Raw genomic sequence first — 14,034 nt, forward strand, 5'->3', positions numbered from 1 at the left:
GGTCCCACTCCTCTTCGAGGCCTAAGTTTCTTCGCTTTCAGGCACGTCAAAGCGAAGAAACTTAGACCTCGAAGGGGAATCGGCCGACGGCGGAACGCGCCCCCGCGAGGCACCACCCGTGCCGCAGCGCTGACGAGGGTGCACCCGCCGGCGGTGCAGCTGCGCACCCTGCCTCAGGCCGGCCCTGCCTCAGGCCGGCCCTCGCTCACACCGGCGAGCGCCACGCGCCCTCCGGCAGGGGCGGCGGGCCCGTGGCCTCGTTGGGCGAGCACAGCGGCAGGCGGTCGCCGAAGTACCGCAGGATCACCGCGCCGATGACGCCGGCCAGCAGCGACCCGAGCAGGATGCCCACCTTGGCCTCGTTGATCAGCGCCTCGTCGTCGAACGCGAGCTCGCTGACGAAGAGTGCGATGGTGAAGCCGATGCCGCAGAGGAAGGCGCCCCCGGCGAGATGCCCGTACCGCACCTGGCCGGGCAGAGTGCCCAGCCCGCTCACCAGGGCAACCATCGCACCCGCGAAGACGCCGATCCCCTTGCCGAGCACCAGGCCCACCAGGACGCCGAGCGTGACGGGGCTCGACACGGCGGCGCTGATCGACTCGCCGGACAGCACCACACCTGCGTTCGCGAGCCCGAACACCGGCACCACGACGTACGAGCTCAGCGGGTGCAGCGCGTCGAGCAGCCGGTCGCTCGTCGGGACCGCCGACCGCGCGGCGCTGACCGCGAGCCGGGACCGGGCCGGGTCGAGCTCCTCCATCAGGGCGCGTCCGTAGACCCGGAAGTACCAGCGCGCCTCGTCGTCGTGCCCACGGCGCGCCGTCGGCACGGCGAGGCCCACCACCACGCCGGCAAGGGTGGGGTGCAGCCCCGACTCCAGGACGACGACCCACAGGACCGCGCCCACCAGCAGGTACGGCGCGATCTGCCAGATGCCGATCCAGCGCATCGCGAACAGGACGACGGCGAGCACCGCCGCCAGCACGAGCGCACCGACCATGAGCGCGTCGGAGTAGAAGATGCCGAGCAGGGCGATGGCGCCGATGTCGTCGAAGATCGCCAGGGTGAGCAGGAAGATGCGCAGCTGGTCGGGGCAGCGCGGCCCGACCAGGGCGAGCACCCCGATGACGAACGCCGTGTCCGTGGACATCGGCAGGCCCCAGCCGGCGGCGTCGGGCCCGGACGGGTTGATCAGCAGGTACATGCCGATCGGCACGGCGAGCCCGCCGATCGCCCCGAACAGCGGCACGGACGCGGCGCGAAAGCTGCGCAGCTCGCCGACCGTGAGCTCCCGGTTGACCTCGACGCCGACGACCAGGAAGAAGACGGCCATGAGGAAGTCGTTGACCCAGTGGTGCAGCGACAGGTGCAGCTCCCACGTACCGACCGTGAGGTTGACCGGCGTCTCCCACACGGCCTCGTACGAGCCTCCCGCCACGTTCGCCCACACGAGCGCGATCGCCGATGCCGCGAGCAGGAGCGTCGCTCCCCCGCCCTCGGTCGCGAAGTAGCTGCGCAGTCCCGGCGAGAGGCGGGGATACGGGATGACGACCCTGGGCCTGGGCCCTGGTCGGGTGGGTACTCCCGTAGGGATCCGGTCTGCCACGGGTCAAGGATAGAAGACGCCGCCGGTGTCAGCCGATCCCCCGCGTGGCCGCCAGCGTCCCCAGCAACGCCAGCCCTTCCGCGGACGGCGAACCGGCCGGCGCGTGGTAGACGACGAGCTGCTGCCCGGTGGAGCCCCGCACGTCGAACGCGTGCACCCGCAGCTCCAGGGAACCCACCTCGGGATGCCGGAACCGCTTCACGTCCAGCCGCTTGCCCCGGGCGTCGTTGCGCTCCCACATCGCCACGAAGTCCGGGCTCTTGACCCGCAGCTCGTCCACGACGCCCCGGATCCGGGGGTCCCCGGGCATGAGCCCGTCGGCCAGCCGGAGCCCGGCCACGGTGTTCTCCGCGACGAGGTGCCAGTCCGGGTAGAAGGTCCGTGCGCGGGGGTCGAGGAAGGTCGCACGGGTCAGGTTCCGCGAGAACGGGAACCCGGCGAAGAGCGCCTCGGCGAGCGGGTTGGTCGCGAGCACGGCCGAACACGAGCGCGGGGCTGCCGGTCCACGAGAGCATGAGCTCCAGGAGGGCGTCGTCCGCCTCCTCGACCGGCGCAGGCGGCACCGGCCGGGGGCTCAGGCCGGCGAGGCGGTAGAGGTGCTGCCGGCCGTCGTCGTCCAGCCGGAGCACCTCGCCCAGGGCATCGAGCACCTGCGGTGACGGGCTCGTCTCGCGCCCCTGCTCCAGGCGCACGTAGTAGTCCACGCTCACCCCGGTCAGCATGGCCACCTCCTCCCGGCGCAGTCCGGCCACCCGGCGCCGGCCGTGGACCGGCAGGCCGAGGGCCTCGGGCAGGAGCCGGTCGCGCCGGCCGCGCAGGTAGTCGCCGAGCGGGGAGGAGGTCATGCCCAGACGGTACGACGGCCGCCGGCGTCCATCCAGGGTGTGCCGCACCCAGGAGGACGGCGCCCTTCCGGCCCGACGCGCGGCGACCGAGCCTGGAGCCATGACGACACCGACAGACACCCCCAAGACCGTCCTCGTCACCGGCGCCAGCAGCGGTATCGGCGAGGCCACCGCCGTCCGCCTCGCGGCGGAGGGCCACGACGTCGTTCTCGGCGCCCGGCGCACGGACCGCCTCGACGCGGTCGCGGAGAAGATCCGGGCGGACGGCGGCCGGGCCACCGCCCTGCGCCTGGACGTGACCGACGCCGCGGCCGTGCGCGCGGCCGTCGACGCGATCGTCCAGGACCACGGCCGCATCGACGTCATCGTGAACAACGCCGGCGTCATGCCGCTGTCCCGGCTCGACGCGCTCCTGCTGGACGAGTGGGACCGCATGATCGACGTCAACGTGCGCGGGCTGCTGCACGGCATCGCCGCGGTGCTGCCGCACTTCCGGCGGCAGGGCGGCGGGCACGTCGTGACCGTCGCGTCGATCGGGGCGCACGAGGTGTACCCGACGTCGGCGGTGTACTCGGCCACGAAGTTCGCGGCCTGGGCGATCACCGAAGGCCTGCGCATGGAGTCCGACCCGAGCATCCGGGCCACCACGATCACGCCCGGGACGGTCGAGAGCGAGCTCGCCGAGCACATCTCCGACCCGGACGCGCAGACCTACATGAGGTCGTTCCGCCGCAACCTCATCCCGGCGGACGCGATCGCCCGGGCGATCTCGTTCGCCATGGCCCAGCCCGCGGACGTCGACGTGAACGAGATCATCGTGCGCCCGGCGGCCCAGCGCTAGGGCCCCGGTCAGGGGGCCGAGTGCATGCCCCGGTAGTTCGCGCGGAACAGCCGCTCGCCCGCCGCGCGCAGCAGCACGTTGCGCGCGGCCGGGGCCAGGCCGCGCGTCCGGTCGCGGCGGCGGGTCTGCTCCTGGACCCGCTCGACGCGCGGCCGCCGGCGCTCCTCGTACTCCCGCAGGGCGTCGGGGACCGAGGTGGTCCGGCTCAGGACGTCGGCGAGCACCAGGGCGTCCTCGACGACCATCGCCGCGCCCTGCGCCATGCTGGGCGTCGTGGCGTGGGCCGCGTCGCCGACCAGCAGCACCGGCCCCCGGCTCCACGCCGCGAGCGACACCTCCTCGATCGGTCCGCTGTGCGCCACGGTGGCCGCGGCGACCAGGTCGGGAACGGGCGTCGCGAACCGCGAGACGAGCCCTGCCAGCCCGGCGTCGGCGTCGGCGGCGCCCACGTCCGCGTAGTGGTAGACCAGGTCGGGGCCGATCGGGAAGGTCAGGAAGGAGGCACCACGGCCGAGCCTGACCGACCACACGGCCTCCGTGCCCCCGCGCGGGGCGAGCAGACGCCAGGCGTGCAGCCCCGACGGCCGGAGCCCGGCGTCCCCGAACACCAGCCGGCGCACCGTCGAGTGCGCGCCGTCGGCCCCGATCACGAGGTCGTAGCGTCCGGTGGCGCCGTCGTCGAAGGTGACGTCCACGCCCGGCCCGTCCGGGACCACGGTGAGCGGGCTGGTCCCCCACCGGATCTTGGCGTCCGGCACGCCGTCGAGCAGGGCCGCATGGAGCGCGGCGCGGTGGGTGGCGACCGTCGGTCCGATGCCCTGCCACAGGCTCTCCGTGCTCACCCGGTACAGCACCCGGCCGCGGTGGTCCGCGACTCGTTGCTCGCCGATCCGCACGGCCGAGTCCAGGACGGCGTCCTCCAGGCCGAGCAGCCGCAGCCCGCGGACGGCGTTGGCGGGCAGGAAGATGCCCGCCCCACCCGTCGCCGGGGCAGCGGCCCGCTCGACCACCTCGACGTCAGCGCCCGACCCGCGCAGGGCGCGGACGACGGCGAGGCCGGCGACGCCCGCGCCGACGACGAGGATCCGCCGGTCGGCGAGAGCCTGTCGGCGCGCGCTCACGCGGCGGCCCGCGGCGTGCCGAGCAGGGGCTCCAGCGTCGTGTCGAGCGTGGTCTCCAGGTAGGAGAGCCGCCCTGTGGCCCGCAGCATCACCACACCACCCTGGACGGCGGTGAGGATGCTCCGGGCGGTGTCACGCACGGGCAGGTCGGGCCGCACGGCCCCGTTCACGATCATGGCCTGGACGCCGGCCATCAGTGCTCCTTCCCAGCGGTCGTAGAGGCCGTTGACGATGTTGCGGGCCTCGGAGGAAGAGGTGCCCAGCTCGGAGGTCAGCGACCCCATGGGGCACCGCTCGCCGAGCTCGACGTAGTGCCGCAGGACGCCGCCACGCCACTCGCGCCAGCTCTCCGCCGTCGACAGGTCGTCGAGGTGAGGGCGCTGTGCCTCGATGACCTGTTCCGCCTCGTACCTCGTCACCGCGACCAGCAGCCCGGCGCGGCCGTCCGGGAAGTAGTGGAAGAGCTGGCTCTTGCTCGTCGACGTCGCCCGCAGCACCTGGTCGAGGTTGGTCTCCGCCGCGCCCTGCTCCCGCATCAGCAGCGCGGCACCCGAGACCAGCCGCTGCCGCGTGGCGGCACCCCGGGCCGTCGTCCGCATGGTCATGTCCTCAGGCTAGTGGGATGGGGAAAAGCTGGACGCCACGGTCCAACCGCGGGGGGCAGGACCGTGGCGTCCGTGCTCAGCGGAGCGGGCGGAACGTCGCGCGGATGTCCTCGATGACCGCCTCGGGGTTCTCCCACGGCGTGAAGTGCCCGCCGTGCTCGTGCGCGTTGAGGTAGGTCGGGTTGTACCAGGGCTTCTCGGCGGGGTCGTCGAGGAACGCCTGGACCCGCTGCGCGGTGCTCACCCCGGGCGGGTTCTCGTTGCCGAGGAACGTGAGCCCGGTGGGTGCCTCGATGATCGGGGTGCGGTCGTGCGACGGCGTCCACGGGTACCGGTTGGCGTTGACGTACGAACGGATCGAGCTGGTGATCGAGTTCGTGACCCACCAGATCGTCGCGTTCGTGATCAGGTGCTCCCGCGGGAACACGCTCTCGACGTCGCCGTTCGACTCGCTCCACTTGGTCCACCGGCGCAGGATCCAGGACAGCATCCCGACGGGCGAGTCGGCGAGCCCGTAGGCGAGGTTCTGGTTGTCGAGGATGTGCACCGCGACGTGCGACGCGTACCGGTCCTGGAAGGTGAGGATGCCGTCCCTGATCTCGTCGGACGCACCGGTCGGGACCATCGCGCCACCCGTCAGGTCCCACGGCCGCTCGCCCTGGAACAGGTCCAGGTGGATCGCGTGGCCGAGCCAGATGCCGTACAGGTCGTTGGCGTACTTGTGGCCGAGCTGGCTCGTGACCAGGGCGCCGTAGTCGGCGCCGGCCGCGGCGTACCTCTCGTGACCGAGGTGCTCGGTCATCAGCTTGTGCCAGAGCTCCGCCATCTTCCAGAAGTTCATGTCCGGGCGGCCCGCCGGCGTCGAGAACCCGAAGCCCGCCAGGGAGGGGACGATGACGTCGAACGCGTCGGCCGGGTCGCCGCCGTGCGCCGCCGGGTCGGTCAGCGGCCCGATCACCTTGGACCACTCGCGGTAGCTCCAGGGCCAGCCGTGGCTCATGACCAGCGGGATCGGCGCCGGCCCCACGCCGTCCTGCTTCACGAAGTGGATCGGCGTGCCGTCGACCGTGACGCGGTACTGGTTCGCCTCGTTCAGCGCGCGCTCGGCCGCCCGCCAGTCGTACTGGTCGATCCAGTAGGCGACGAGCTCCTTCATGTAGGCCTGGCTGGTGCCGTAGTAGCCGTCGTTCTCGTCGATGTCGGCGGGCCAGCGGGTGTTGCGCAGTCGGTCCTTGAGGTCATCGATCGTCTCCTGGGGGATCGAGACGGTGAACCGGTGCTGCTCGAGGTCGGTGTTCACGGTGGCGGTGTTCTCGGTGGCGGACACGGTGGCGCTCCTTCGGGGGTCGGGTACGGGCGAGCTCGTCATGCGAACTCCAGCCGGGTGCGGGTCTGGGTGCGGGTGGCGATGCGCCACTCGCCGCCGACCCTGCGGTAGGTGACGTGGTAGTGGCCCCAGCCGCGCATGGTGCGGAACGGCGGCAGGGTGTCCCCGGGGGCGGACTCGGGGATCGCGCCGTCACCGCGGAAGATGAGGTCGGACATCGCCCAGACCGCCGAGGCGGTGTCGGCGGACTCGACGTCGATCTCGTGCGTGAACAGCTGGTGCAGGGGCTGCACGTCGCCGGAGTTGTGGGCGTCGAGCTGCTCCGCGATGTCGGCGGGACCCTCCATGTGGACGATCTCGTTGCCGTCCACGTCGAGGGAGCGGAACCAGCCGTGGTCGGTGAACAGCCCGGCGAGGTCCTGCCAGCGCTTCTGGTCGGCGTACCGGGCATAGCGGGCCTCGACGCGGCGGATGTCCTCGATGGCGTTCAGGGTGTCCAGGTCTCTCATGGGTCTGCCCTTCCGCTGCCGGGTCAGAGGCCCAGGAGGCGCTTGGCCTCCAGGGGGTTGGTGTAGTCCCGCCAGGCGGCGATCTTCCCGTCGCGGATCTCGTAGACCGCGAGGTTCCTGATCGGCGCGAGCGACCCGCCCGCCAGGGCGAGGCCGTGCACCTGCTCGGCGATCACGACGTCGCCGTCGACGGCCTGGTGGAGGGTCTCGAACCGGACGTCGGCGAAGTTACGGAACACGCCCGCCCACATCGCGACGAGATCGGCCCGGCCGTGGACGACGGGGTCGCCGTAGTTCTCGAAGACGACGTCGTCGGCGAAGTAGGAGCCGAGCAGGGCGGCGTCCTGCTTCTCGAAGGTGTCGACGAACTCACGCACGAGGGCGTCGTTTCGTGCTTCCCGCTCCGTACCGGTGGTGATGCTGGTGCTGCTGGACATGGGGGCTTCTCTCCTTGACTGGACTGTGCGGTCCACTGTGCGCGCCATAAATTGGACCCACAAGTCCAAAACTTGCCACCCGCCGCCCCGTAGCCCTGTCCGAGACGTGTTCGAGGCCTGAGTTTCTTCGCTTTGACGTGAGTCAAAGCGAAGAAACTCAGGCCTCGAAGGGGAGAGGTCAACCAGCAGCCGTCACGGCCCCGTCGTCAGGTACGTCACCTGCCGACCGGAGTTCACCGTCTCCCCCGTGTTGTTGATGACTCGCCGGATGGTGCCCACGCCGCCGAGCGACACGGTGACCATGTTGTGGAACCGCACGCCCGACCGGACCGGCACCTCGAAGGCCCGCGCGTTCGCCACCGCCGGGTTGACGTTGAAGAACGCGTAGCTGCCGAGCCCCCAGGCCTGGTGGTCGGTCACGGCGTCGCCCACCTTGTACGCCGCCCAGCCCTCCGTGGAGCCGTTCATGTACGCGGCCTGGTTCGGCGGGTCGTACGGCATCTCGTTCTGGTAGAAGTACGTGCGCCCGCGCTCGCCGTTCCAGATGGTCTGGTACTGCTGGTAGTGCTCCACGAACAGGCCGTACATCGTCACGTCGTCGCCGTTGACGATCAGGCCGTTGCGGCCGGTGTTGACGGTCCAGCCCACCGTCCCGCCGTTGCCGTGGTCGGCACGCCAGATCCAGGCGTGGTCGCCGATCACGTCGTCGCTGTTGACCTCCATGCTCACCACGGCCTTGCCCGCGATCGAGCCGCCCACCCGGATGAACACGTCGGACAGCACCGTCGGGTTGGCCGCGTGGTCGGCGGACGAGCCGGCCGGACCCACCTGCAGCAGCACGTTCGAGCCACCGGTCCCGGCGTCGAACATGACGCCCGCCAGGCGCACGCCGTCGACGTCGGCCACGCGCATGGCGTCGATGCCGCCCTGCGGCACGAACGTCGCGAGGCCCAGCCCCAGCACCACGGTGTCGGCGCGGTTGACCTGGAGCGTCTGGTCGATCGGGTAGGTGCCGGGGGTGACCAGCAGGTTCTTGCCGGCGGCGAGGGCCGCGTTCATGCCGGCCGCGGAGTCCCCGGGGCGCACCACGTGGAAGTCGCCGATCGGCAGGGACCGGCCGGCGGGGTTGCCTCCGGCCCAGGTCGTGCCGACGGAGCCGGACCGCACGGCCGGGACGAACACCCGGTAGGAGCCGTTGTCGTCGACGTAGAGGTACGGCTTCTCCGCGACCTTCGGGGTCGCGGCGACGGTCGTGTAGGGCGGGTTCGGGAAGCTGTTCGACGGCGCCCCGGTGCTGCCGACGAACACCTGGTTCCAGTTGGACCCGGTCCAGCTGCCCATCGCGGAGTTGCGGGTCAGGAACTGCTGCTGCGTGCCGGAGTTGATCTGGCCGTCGACCTTCGAGTCGGCGATGAACCCGCCGGACGACCAGCCGCCGTCGGACAGGGCGAGGTTGCCGCGCAGGTGCATGCGCCGGTAGGGCGCCGCCTGGGACACGGACCACCGGTCGTTGCGGTCGGCTGGCGTGACGGACAGGCCCTCGGCGGAACGCCAGAAGTTCTGCGTGGCGTTCTGCGAGCCGTCGGGCCACCAGTCCGCCTCGACGTGCACGTGGCCGTTGATGTTCACGTCGTCGGGCACCAGGCCCAGTCCCGCGACCTGGGTGAAGAAGCCCACGTTCGCGTCGACGTCGTAGGAGCCCGGGTAGAACAGCATGGCGTGGCGCTGGGGGCCGAACTGGTTGGTCTCCTGCGCGTCGAAGACGCTGTTCAGCCTGGCCTGGATCGCGGCGTCGGACATGGAGGTGTCGAAGACCGCCACGTTCGGGCCGAGGTCGGGGTTGGCCGGGTCCGGGAGCACCGCGTCCGGGTCCGGCCCAGGCGCGGAGCCCCCGTTGTGCGTCCACTTCTGGTTGGCGGCGCCGGTGCAGGTCCAGAGCTGCACCTTGGTCCCGTTCGCCGTCGCCCCGCCGGTCACGTCCAGGCACTTGTTCGCGGCCTGGTTGACCAGGTCACCGGCCGCGGTCAGGGTCCAGCGCTGGCTCGCGAGCGAGGAGTAGCAGTCCCAGAGGTGGACGACGGCTCCGTTCGCCGTCGAGCCGTCGGCGACGTCGAGGCACTTGCCGAGCCCGCGCACGGAGCCGTCGTCGGCGAAGGTCCAGGTCTGGTTGGCGTTGTTCGCCGTGCAGTCCCAGATCTGGGGCCGGTTGCCGTTGGCGGTCGACCCCTCGGTCACGTCGAGGCACCGGCCGCTGGCCGACCCGACGATGGTGCCGGTCGAGGCGGCGGTCGCGCCGGGCGACGCGACCACCCCCAGCAGACCGGCGAGCAGGACGGCGCTGAGTGCGCCGACCACCTTCCGAACACGTGACATGGCAGCCTCCGGCAGGGTCTGGCGCCGCGTCGTCGCGGCGGCGCCTCACCCTACCGAGCCACTTACTAACCTGTCAGTAGGTAAAAACCCCTATCAGCGCCGCCGGGGCAGGGGCCTGGGCTCGGCCGGGTCCGCGCCGTCCGCGCCGGGCTCGCCCGCGGACGCCGACCCGGCCGGGGCCATCGCCGCGGCCAGCTCGCTCTCGTCCGCCGTCGCCCGGCAGTACACGCGCTTGCCGCTGCCCTTGCACAGGTCGTGCAGGCCGGCGGCGAAGGCGTGCAGATCCTCGGGCTCCGCCCGGCGGAAGCGCCGCGAGAGGGACCAGTGCTTGACGACGTCGTCCAGCGTGGTGGGTCGCACCATGCCGAACAACGTGACCAGGTGGTTGGACAGCCGGATGAGCAGCCGGGCGCCGTCCGGGCTCTCTGCCACGAGCTGGGCGCTGCGCAGGCCGTCGTCGCCCGTGGGGCCGCCGAGCAGCCGCTCCAGCTGGCCCAGCACGGAGGCGGGATCGACCACGTGGGATCCCACGGCTCCGTCGATCTCTCCGCCGTCGATCGTCAGGGCCGCCGTCTCGTCGTCGGGGGCCGCAAAATACTCGAACCTCATGCGCGCATCTTTCCGCATGTCAGGGGGTGCTCGGTGCCATTCTTCACGCGAACCGGTCCGGGTCCATGAAGCCGACGTCGCTGTAGGTCTCCTCCCCGACCGCGATCTGCGCCAGCAGCTCGCCCACACCCGCGACGTGCTTGAACCCGTGCCCGCTGTCCCCGCCCGCCATGACCAGGCGCGGGTCGCCGCCGGGGCGGCCGACGAGGAACTGCTCGTCCGGCGAGTTGGTGATCATGCACGGGATCGCCTTGACCGGGACCGGGTCCACCTGCGGGAACGCCGCCGCGACCGCCTCGGCCAGGCGGTCGACGTCGCGCCGCGGGTGGATGTACCGGTCCAGCTCGTCGGGGTCGGTGTCGTCGTGCCCGTGGTCGCTGAGCCCGATCTTGATGTGGAAGCCGTCGCCGCTCCCGTGGCCCCACAGGCCGCGTCCGTCGGCGAGCTCGTAGATGAACGACGGGAACGCGGCGAGGTCGAACGGCTGTGAGGCGCCCTCCTTCGGCGCGAACCAGTACAGCGGGGTCCGGCGGGGCCGCAGCGGCAGGCCGGGCAGCAGCTTGGCGTTCCAGGCCCCGGCGGTGACGACCGCCTGCGCGGCCTCGAAGACGGCGGTGGGCGTGGTCACGCGCACGCCACCGTCGACGAGCTCCACCGAGGTCACGCGCGTGCCCGGGTACACCTGGGCGCCCGCCTCGGCCGCGGCCCGGACCTGCGCGCGGACGTTGCGCTCGGGGAAGCACAGCCCGCCCTCGGGGTCGAGCACGGCGACGGTCTGCTCGTCCAGGCCGGCGTACTGCGGGTACCGGCGTACCAGCTCGTCGTGCGACAGGTGGTACACCTCGACGCCGGCCGCCTCGGCCGCCGCCGTCGTGCCCCGGACCGGCAGCGACGCCGGGCTCCCGACGCTCAGGCAGCCGGTCTGCTCCACGTAGCTCTCGCCGTAGCGCTCCCCCAGCCCGGTCCACAGGTCCAGCGACCTGCGGGCCACGGCGGCCAACCCGGGGTGCTCCATGCAGGCGACCCGGAACAGCCGGGTCGCACCGTGCGAGGACCCCAGGTTGTGCCCGATGTCGAAGCGGTCGATCCCGGCCACGGAGACCCCGCGCTCGGCGAGCCGCCAGAGCGCGGCGCTCCCGAACCCGCCCAGCCCGACGACGACGACATCAGTGGTGATGGTGCTCATCCGGCCACGCTAACCCCGCGGTCCCCGGCGCAGCGCCGGGGACCGGCCGCCGAGACGTCACGCGGGGCGGACCCGCAGCGAGTGCATCCCGCCGTCCACCGCGATCGTCGTGCCCGTGGTGGACGCCGCCTGCGGGCTCGCCAGGTACGCGACCGCCTCGGCGACCTCGTCCGCGGAGACCAGGCGACCGTGCGGCTGCCGTGCCTCCAGGGCCGCGCGCTCGGCCGCCGGGTCGTCCGCCCGCGCCAGGAGCCGCCCCACCCAGGGGGTGTCCACGGTGCCGGGGTTCACGGCGTTGACCCGGATGCCCTCGCGCACGTGGTCCGCGGCCATGGCCTGGGTCAGCGCGAGCACGGCGCCCTTGCTGGCGCTGTACAGCGCGCGCTGGGGCAGTCCGGCGGTCGCGGCGATCGAGCACGTGTTGACGATCGCGGCGGCGGGCGAGCGCCGCAGCAGCGGCAGCGCGGCCCGTGTGGTGCGCGCGATGCCGACCACGTTCAGGTCGAGCACCCGCAGCCACTCCTCGTCGGGGTTGTCGGCCACGGTGCCCTGCGCGCCGATGCCCGCGTTGTTGACCAGCACGTCGAGCCGGCCGAGCTCCTTCCCGACGGTGGCCGTCGCGGCCTCGACGGAGGCGGCGTCGGTCACGTCGACCGGCAGGGCGAGTTCGGCGTCGGCCGCGTCGGGGTCGACGTCGAACACCGCGACCCGGGCCCCGCCCGCGCGCAGCCGGCGCACGATCGCGGCGCCGATACCGGAGGACCCGCCCGTCACAACGGCGACGAGGCCGTCGAAGGCGGTCATGCGCGCACCTCCGGCTCCCACGCCACGTACTCCTGGCGCTGGCGGCCCAGGCCCTCGACCTCGACCTCGACGACGTCGCCCGGGCGCAGGTACGGGAACCGGCCCGACAGCGCGACGCCCTCGGGCGTGCCGGTCAGCAGCACGTCGCCGGGCTCCAGGGCCAGGTACTGGCTGAGGGTGTGCACCAGCACGTCGACGCCGAAGATCAGGTCGGCCGTGGACGAGTCCTGGCGCGGCTCGCCGTTGACGAAGGAGCGCAGCCGCAGCCCGGTACCGGCACCGTCCACCTCGTCGGGCGTGACGAGCCACGGGCCGAGCGGCGTGAAGCCGGGGGCGTTCTTGCCCTTGGACCACTGGCCGCCGGACTCCTCGATCTGCCACGCGCGCTCCGACAGGTCGTTGGCCACGGTGTACCCGGCGATCACGTCGCGTGCCTGCTCGGGCGAGTCGAGGTAGCTCGCGCGGCGGCCGATCACCACCGCGAGCTCCACCTCCCAGTCCGTCTTCCGGCTGCCTCGCGGGATGGTGACGACGTCGTCCGGCCCGGCCACGGTGTTCGGCGTCTTGAGGAAGATCACCGGGCGCTCCGGCGGGGCGGAGCCGGACTCCGCGGCGTGCGCCGCGTAGTTCATGCCCACGCAGACGACGGCCGACGGCCGCGCCACCGGGGCACCGAACCGCATGCCGTCCACGTCGACCTCGGCGAGCGTCCCGGCCGCCAGGGCCGCGCGGGTGCGCGCCACGCCGTCGGCGGCGAGGAAGGCGCCGTCGAGGTCCGCCGTGAGCGGGCTCAGGTCCCGCCAGCCGTCGCCGTCGTGCACCACGGGTCGCTCCTGGCCGGGGGTTCCGATCCGGGCGAACTTCATCCTTGCTCCTCTTCGTGCCGGGGTTCTTGGGTAGCGGAAGCGGGCAGGCCGTACACGCGACGCGCCGTGCCGTGCCAGATCGTTTCCTGCGCGGCCGGCGGCAGACCGGCCAGGAGACCCGACAGCGTCTCGACCCACGTGTCATAGCGGGCGGCCAGCAGGCTGACCGGCCAGTCGGAGCCGAACATGAGCCGGCCCGCCCCGAAGGCCGCGAGCGCGTGCTCGACGGCGGGGCGCAGGCCCTCGGCCGACCAGCCGGTCCAGGACGCCTCGGTGACCAGGCCGGACAACTTGGCCGTCACGTTCGGCGAGGCCGCGACGACGTCGATGGCCGCCGCCCAGTCGGCGAGGTCGCCGCCGGTGGTGGGGTCGTCGCCGGCGAGCGGCGGCTTGCCCAGGTGGTCCAGCACGAACGGCACCTCGGGCAGCTCGCGGACCAGCCGCGCGACGGCGGGGAGCTGGTCGTGCCGGGTCACCAGGTCGAGCGCGAGGCCCGTGGCGGCCACCGCCCGCATGCCCCGGCGCAGGTCGGCGCCGTCCAGGTAGGCGGGGTCGTGCTCCGCCTGGACCATCGACCGGACGCCCACCAGGTGGGCGCCGCCCGGCCCGGACCGCAGCCGGGCCAGGGCGTCGGCGACATCGGGGGCCGTCAGGTCCACCCAGCCCACCACGCCCTGGACCACCGGGGTGCGGGCCGCGAGGGCGAGCAGGTCCACGGTCTCGGCCTCGACCTGCACCGACTGGACCACGACGGTGCCCGTCACGCCCTGGCCGGCGAGCGCCTCGGCCAGGTCGTCCGGCGTGAAGTCGGCGTCGATGGCCGCCATGCTCACCGGGTCGATCCAGTCCTGCGGCGTCCGTGAGCGCACCCACAGGTGGTGGTGCGCGTCGATCCTCTGCGTCAT

15 protein-coding genes and 1 pseudogene are annotated in these 14,034 nt (G+C 72.6%); 2 read left to right on the plus strand and 14 right to left on the minus strand.

The features are described 5' to 3' along the window. Nucleotides 1–205 precede the first annotated feature (205 nt). Nucleotides 206–1,606, minus strand: coding sequence for a Na+/H+ antiporter NhaA (nhaA, locus tag ACH47X_RS18535; RefSeq protein ID WP_397405995.1), 1,401 nt, complete (start codon nt 1,604–1,606; stop codon nt 206–208). A 28-nt stretch (nt 1,607–1,634) separates the two neighbouring features. Continuing rightward, nucleotides 1,635–2,081: an MmyB family transcriptional regulator gene (locus ACH47X_RS18540; protein ID WP_397405996.1), complete on the minus strand. Its 447-nt coding sequence runs from the start codon at nt 2,079–2,081 to the stop codon at nt 1,635–1,637. On the opposite strand from ACH47X_RS18540, the gene ACH47X_RS18545 reads away from it, so the two are divergent. Then, nucleotides 2,068–2,265, plus strand: a complete 198-nt coding sequence (locus ACH47X_RS18545; protein ID WP_397405997.1) for a hypothetical protein — start codon at nt 2,068–2,070, stop codon at nt 2,263–2,265. The two genes, ACH47X_RS18540 and ACH47X_RS18545, sit on opposite strands and share 14 nt — an antisense overlap. On the opposite strand, the pseudogene ACH47X_RS18550 reads toward ACH47X_RS18545, so the two are convergent. Continuing rightward, nucleotides 2,260–2,553 (minus strand): annotated as a pseudogene (locus ACH47X_RS18550) (helix-turn-helix domain-containing protein); the annotation flags it as partial. The gene ACH47X_RS18545 and the pseudogene ACH47X_RS18550 sit on opposite strands and share 6 nt — an antisense overlap. On the opposite strand from ACH47X_RS18550, the gene ACH47X_RS18555 reads away from it, so the two are divergent. Further along, on the plus strand, nt 2,552–3,292 hold the full coding sequence (locus ACH47X_RS18555; protein ID WP_397405998.1) for an SDR family oxidoreductase: 741 nt from the start codon (nt 2,552–2,554) through the stop codon (nt 3,290–3,292). The pseudogene ACH47X_RS18550 and the gene ACH47X_RS18555 overlap by 2 nt on opposite strands. An 8-nt stretch (nt 3,293–3,300) precedes the next feature. On the opposite strand, the gene ACH47X_RS18560 is transcribed toward ACH47X_RS18555, so the two are convergent. From ACH47X_RS18560 to ACH47X_RS18610, 11 genes are all read right to left on the minus strand, one after another. Beyond that, nucleotides 3,301–4,413, minus strand: coding sequence for an FAD-dependent monooxygenase (locus ACH47X_RS18560; RefSeq protein ID WP_397405999.1), 1,113 nt, complete (start codon nt 4,411–4,413; stop codon nt 3,301–3,303). Beyond that, nucleotides 4,410–5,018, minus strand: coding sequence for a TetR/AcrR family transcriptional regulator (locus ACH47X_RS18565; protein ID WP_397406000.1), 609 nt, complete (start codon nt 5,016–5,018; stop codon nt 4,410–4,412). Before ACH47X_RS18565 ends, ACH47X_RS18560 begins: the two co-directional genes overlap by 4 nt. A gap of 76 nt (nt 5,019–5,094) precedes the next feature. Continuing rightward, a complete protein-coding gene (locus ACH47X_RS18570) occupies nt 5,095–6,345 on the minus strand; it encodes an epoxide hydrolase family protein (protein WP_397406001.1) in 1,251 nt (416 codons plus the stop codon). A 38-nt stretch (nt 6,346–6,383) separates the two neighbouring features. Next, nucleotides 6,384–6,854 carry a nuclear transport factor 2 family protein gene (locus ACH47X_RS18575; protein WP_397406002.1) on the minus strand — a complete coding sequence of 157 codons (471 nt, stop codon included), beginning with the start codon at nt 6,852–6,854 and terminating at the stop codon, nt 6,384–6,386. A gap of 23 nt (nt 6,855–6,877) precedes the next feature. Then, nucleotides 6,878–7,291 carry a nuclear transport factor 2 family protein gene (locus ACH47X_RS18580; protein ID WP_397406003.1) on the minus strand — a complete coding sequence of 138 codons (414 nt, stop codon included), beginning with the start codon at nt 7,289–7,291 and terminating at the stop codon, nt 6,878–6,880. 192 nt (nt 7,292–7,483) lie between these two features. Further along, the gene (locus ACH47X_RS18585) at nt 7,484–9,664 is read right to left on the minus strand and encodes an RICIN domain-containing protein (RefSeq protein ID WP_397406004.1); all 2,181 of its coding nucleotides are present in this window, start codon (nt 9,662–9,664) and stop codon (nt 7,484–7,486) included. A gap of 93 nt (nt 9,665–9,757) precedes the next feature. Continuing rightward, nucleotides 9,758–10,273: a hypothetical protein gene (locus ACH47X_RS18590; RefSeq protein WP_397406005.1), complete on the minus strand. Its 516-nt coding sequence runs from the start codon at nt 10,271–10,273 to the stop codon at nt 9,758–9,760. Between the two features lie 43 nt (nt 10,274–10,316). Beyond that, nucleotides 10,317–11,459, minus strand: coding sequence for an N-methyl-L-tryptophan oxidase (gene solA, locus ACH47X_RS18595; protein ID WP_397406006.1), 1,143 nt, complete (start codon nt 11,457–11,459; stop codon nt 10,317–10,319). A gap of 57 nt (nt 11,460–11,516) precedes the next feature. After that, entirely contained in the window at nt 11,517–12,263 is a 747-nt protein-coding gene (locus ACH47X_RS18600) for an SDR family NAD(P)-dependent oxidoreductase (protein WP_397406007.1), read from the minus strand. After that, entirely contained in the window at nt 12,260–13,129 is an 870-nt protein-coding gene (locus ACH47X_RS18605; RefSeq protein WP_397406008.1) for a fumarylacetoacetate hydrolase family protein, read from the minus strand. Before ACH47X_RS18605 ends, ACH47X_RS18600 begins: the two co-directional genes overlap by 4 nt. Next, entirely contained in the window at nt 13,126–14,034 is a 909-nt protein-coding gene (locus ACH47X_RS18610) for an amidohydrolase family protein (RefSeq protein ID WP_397406009.1), read from the minus strand. Before ACH47X_RS18610 ends, ACH47X_RS18605 begins: the two co-directional genes overlap by 4 nt.

The sequence above is a fragment of the Promicromonospora kroppenstedtii genome (genome assembly GCF_044389675.1).
Classification (GTDB): Bacteria; Actinomycetota; Actinomycetes; order Actinomycetales; family Cellulomonadaceae; genus Promicromonospora; species Promicromonospora kroppenstedtii.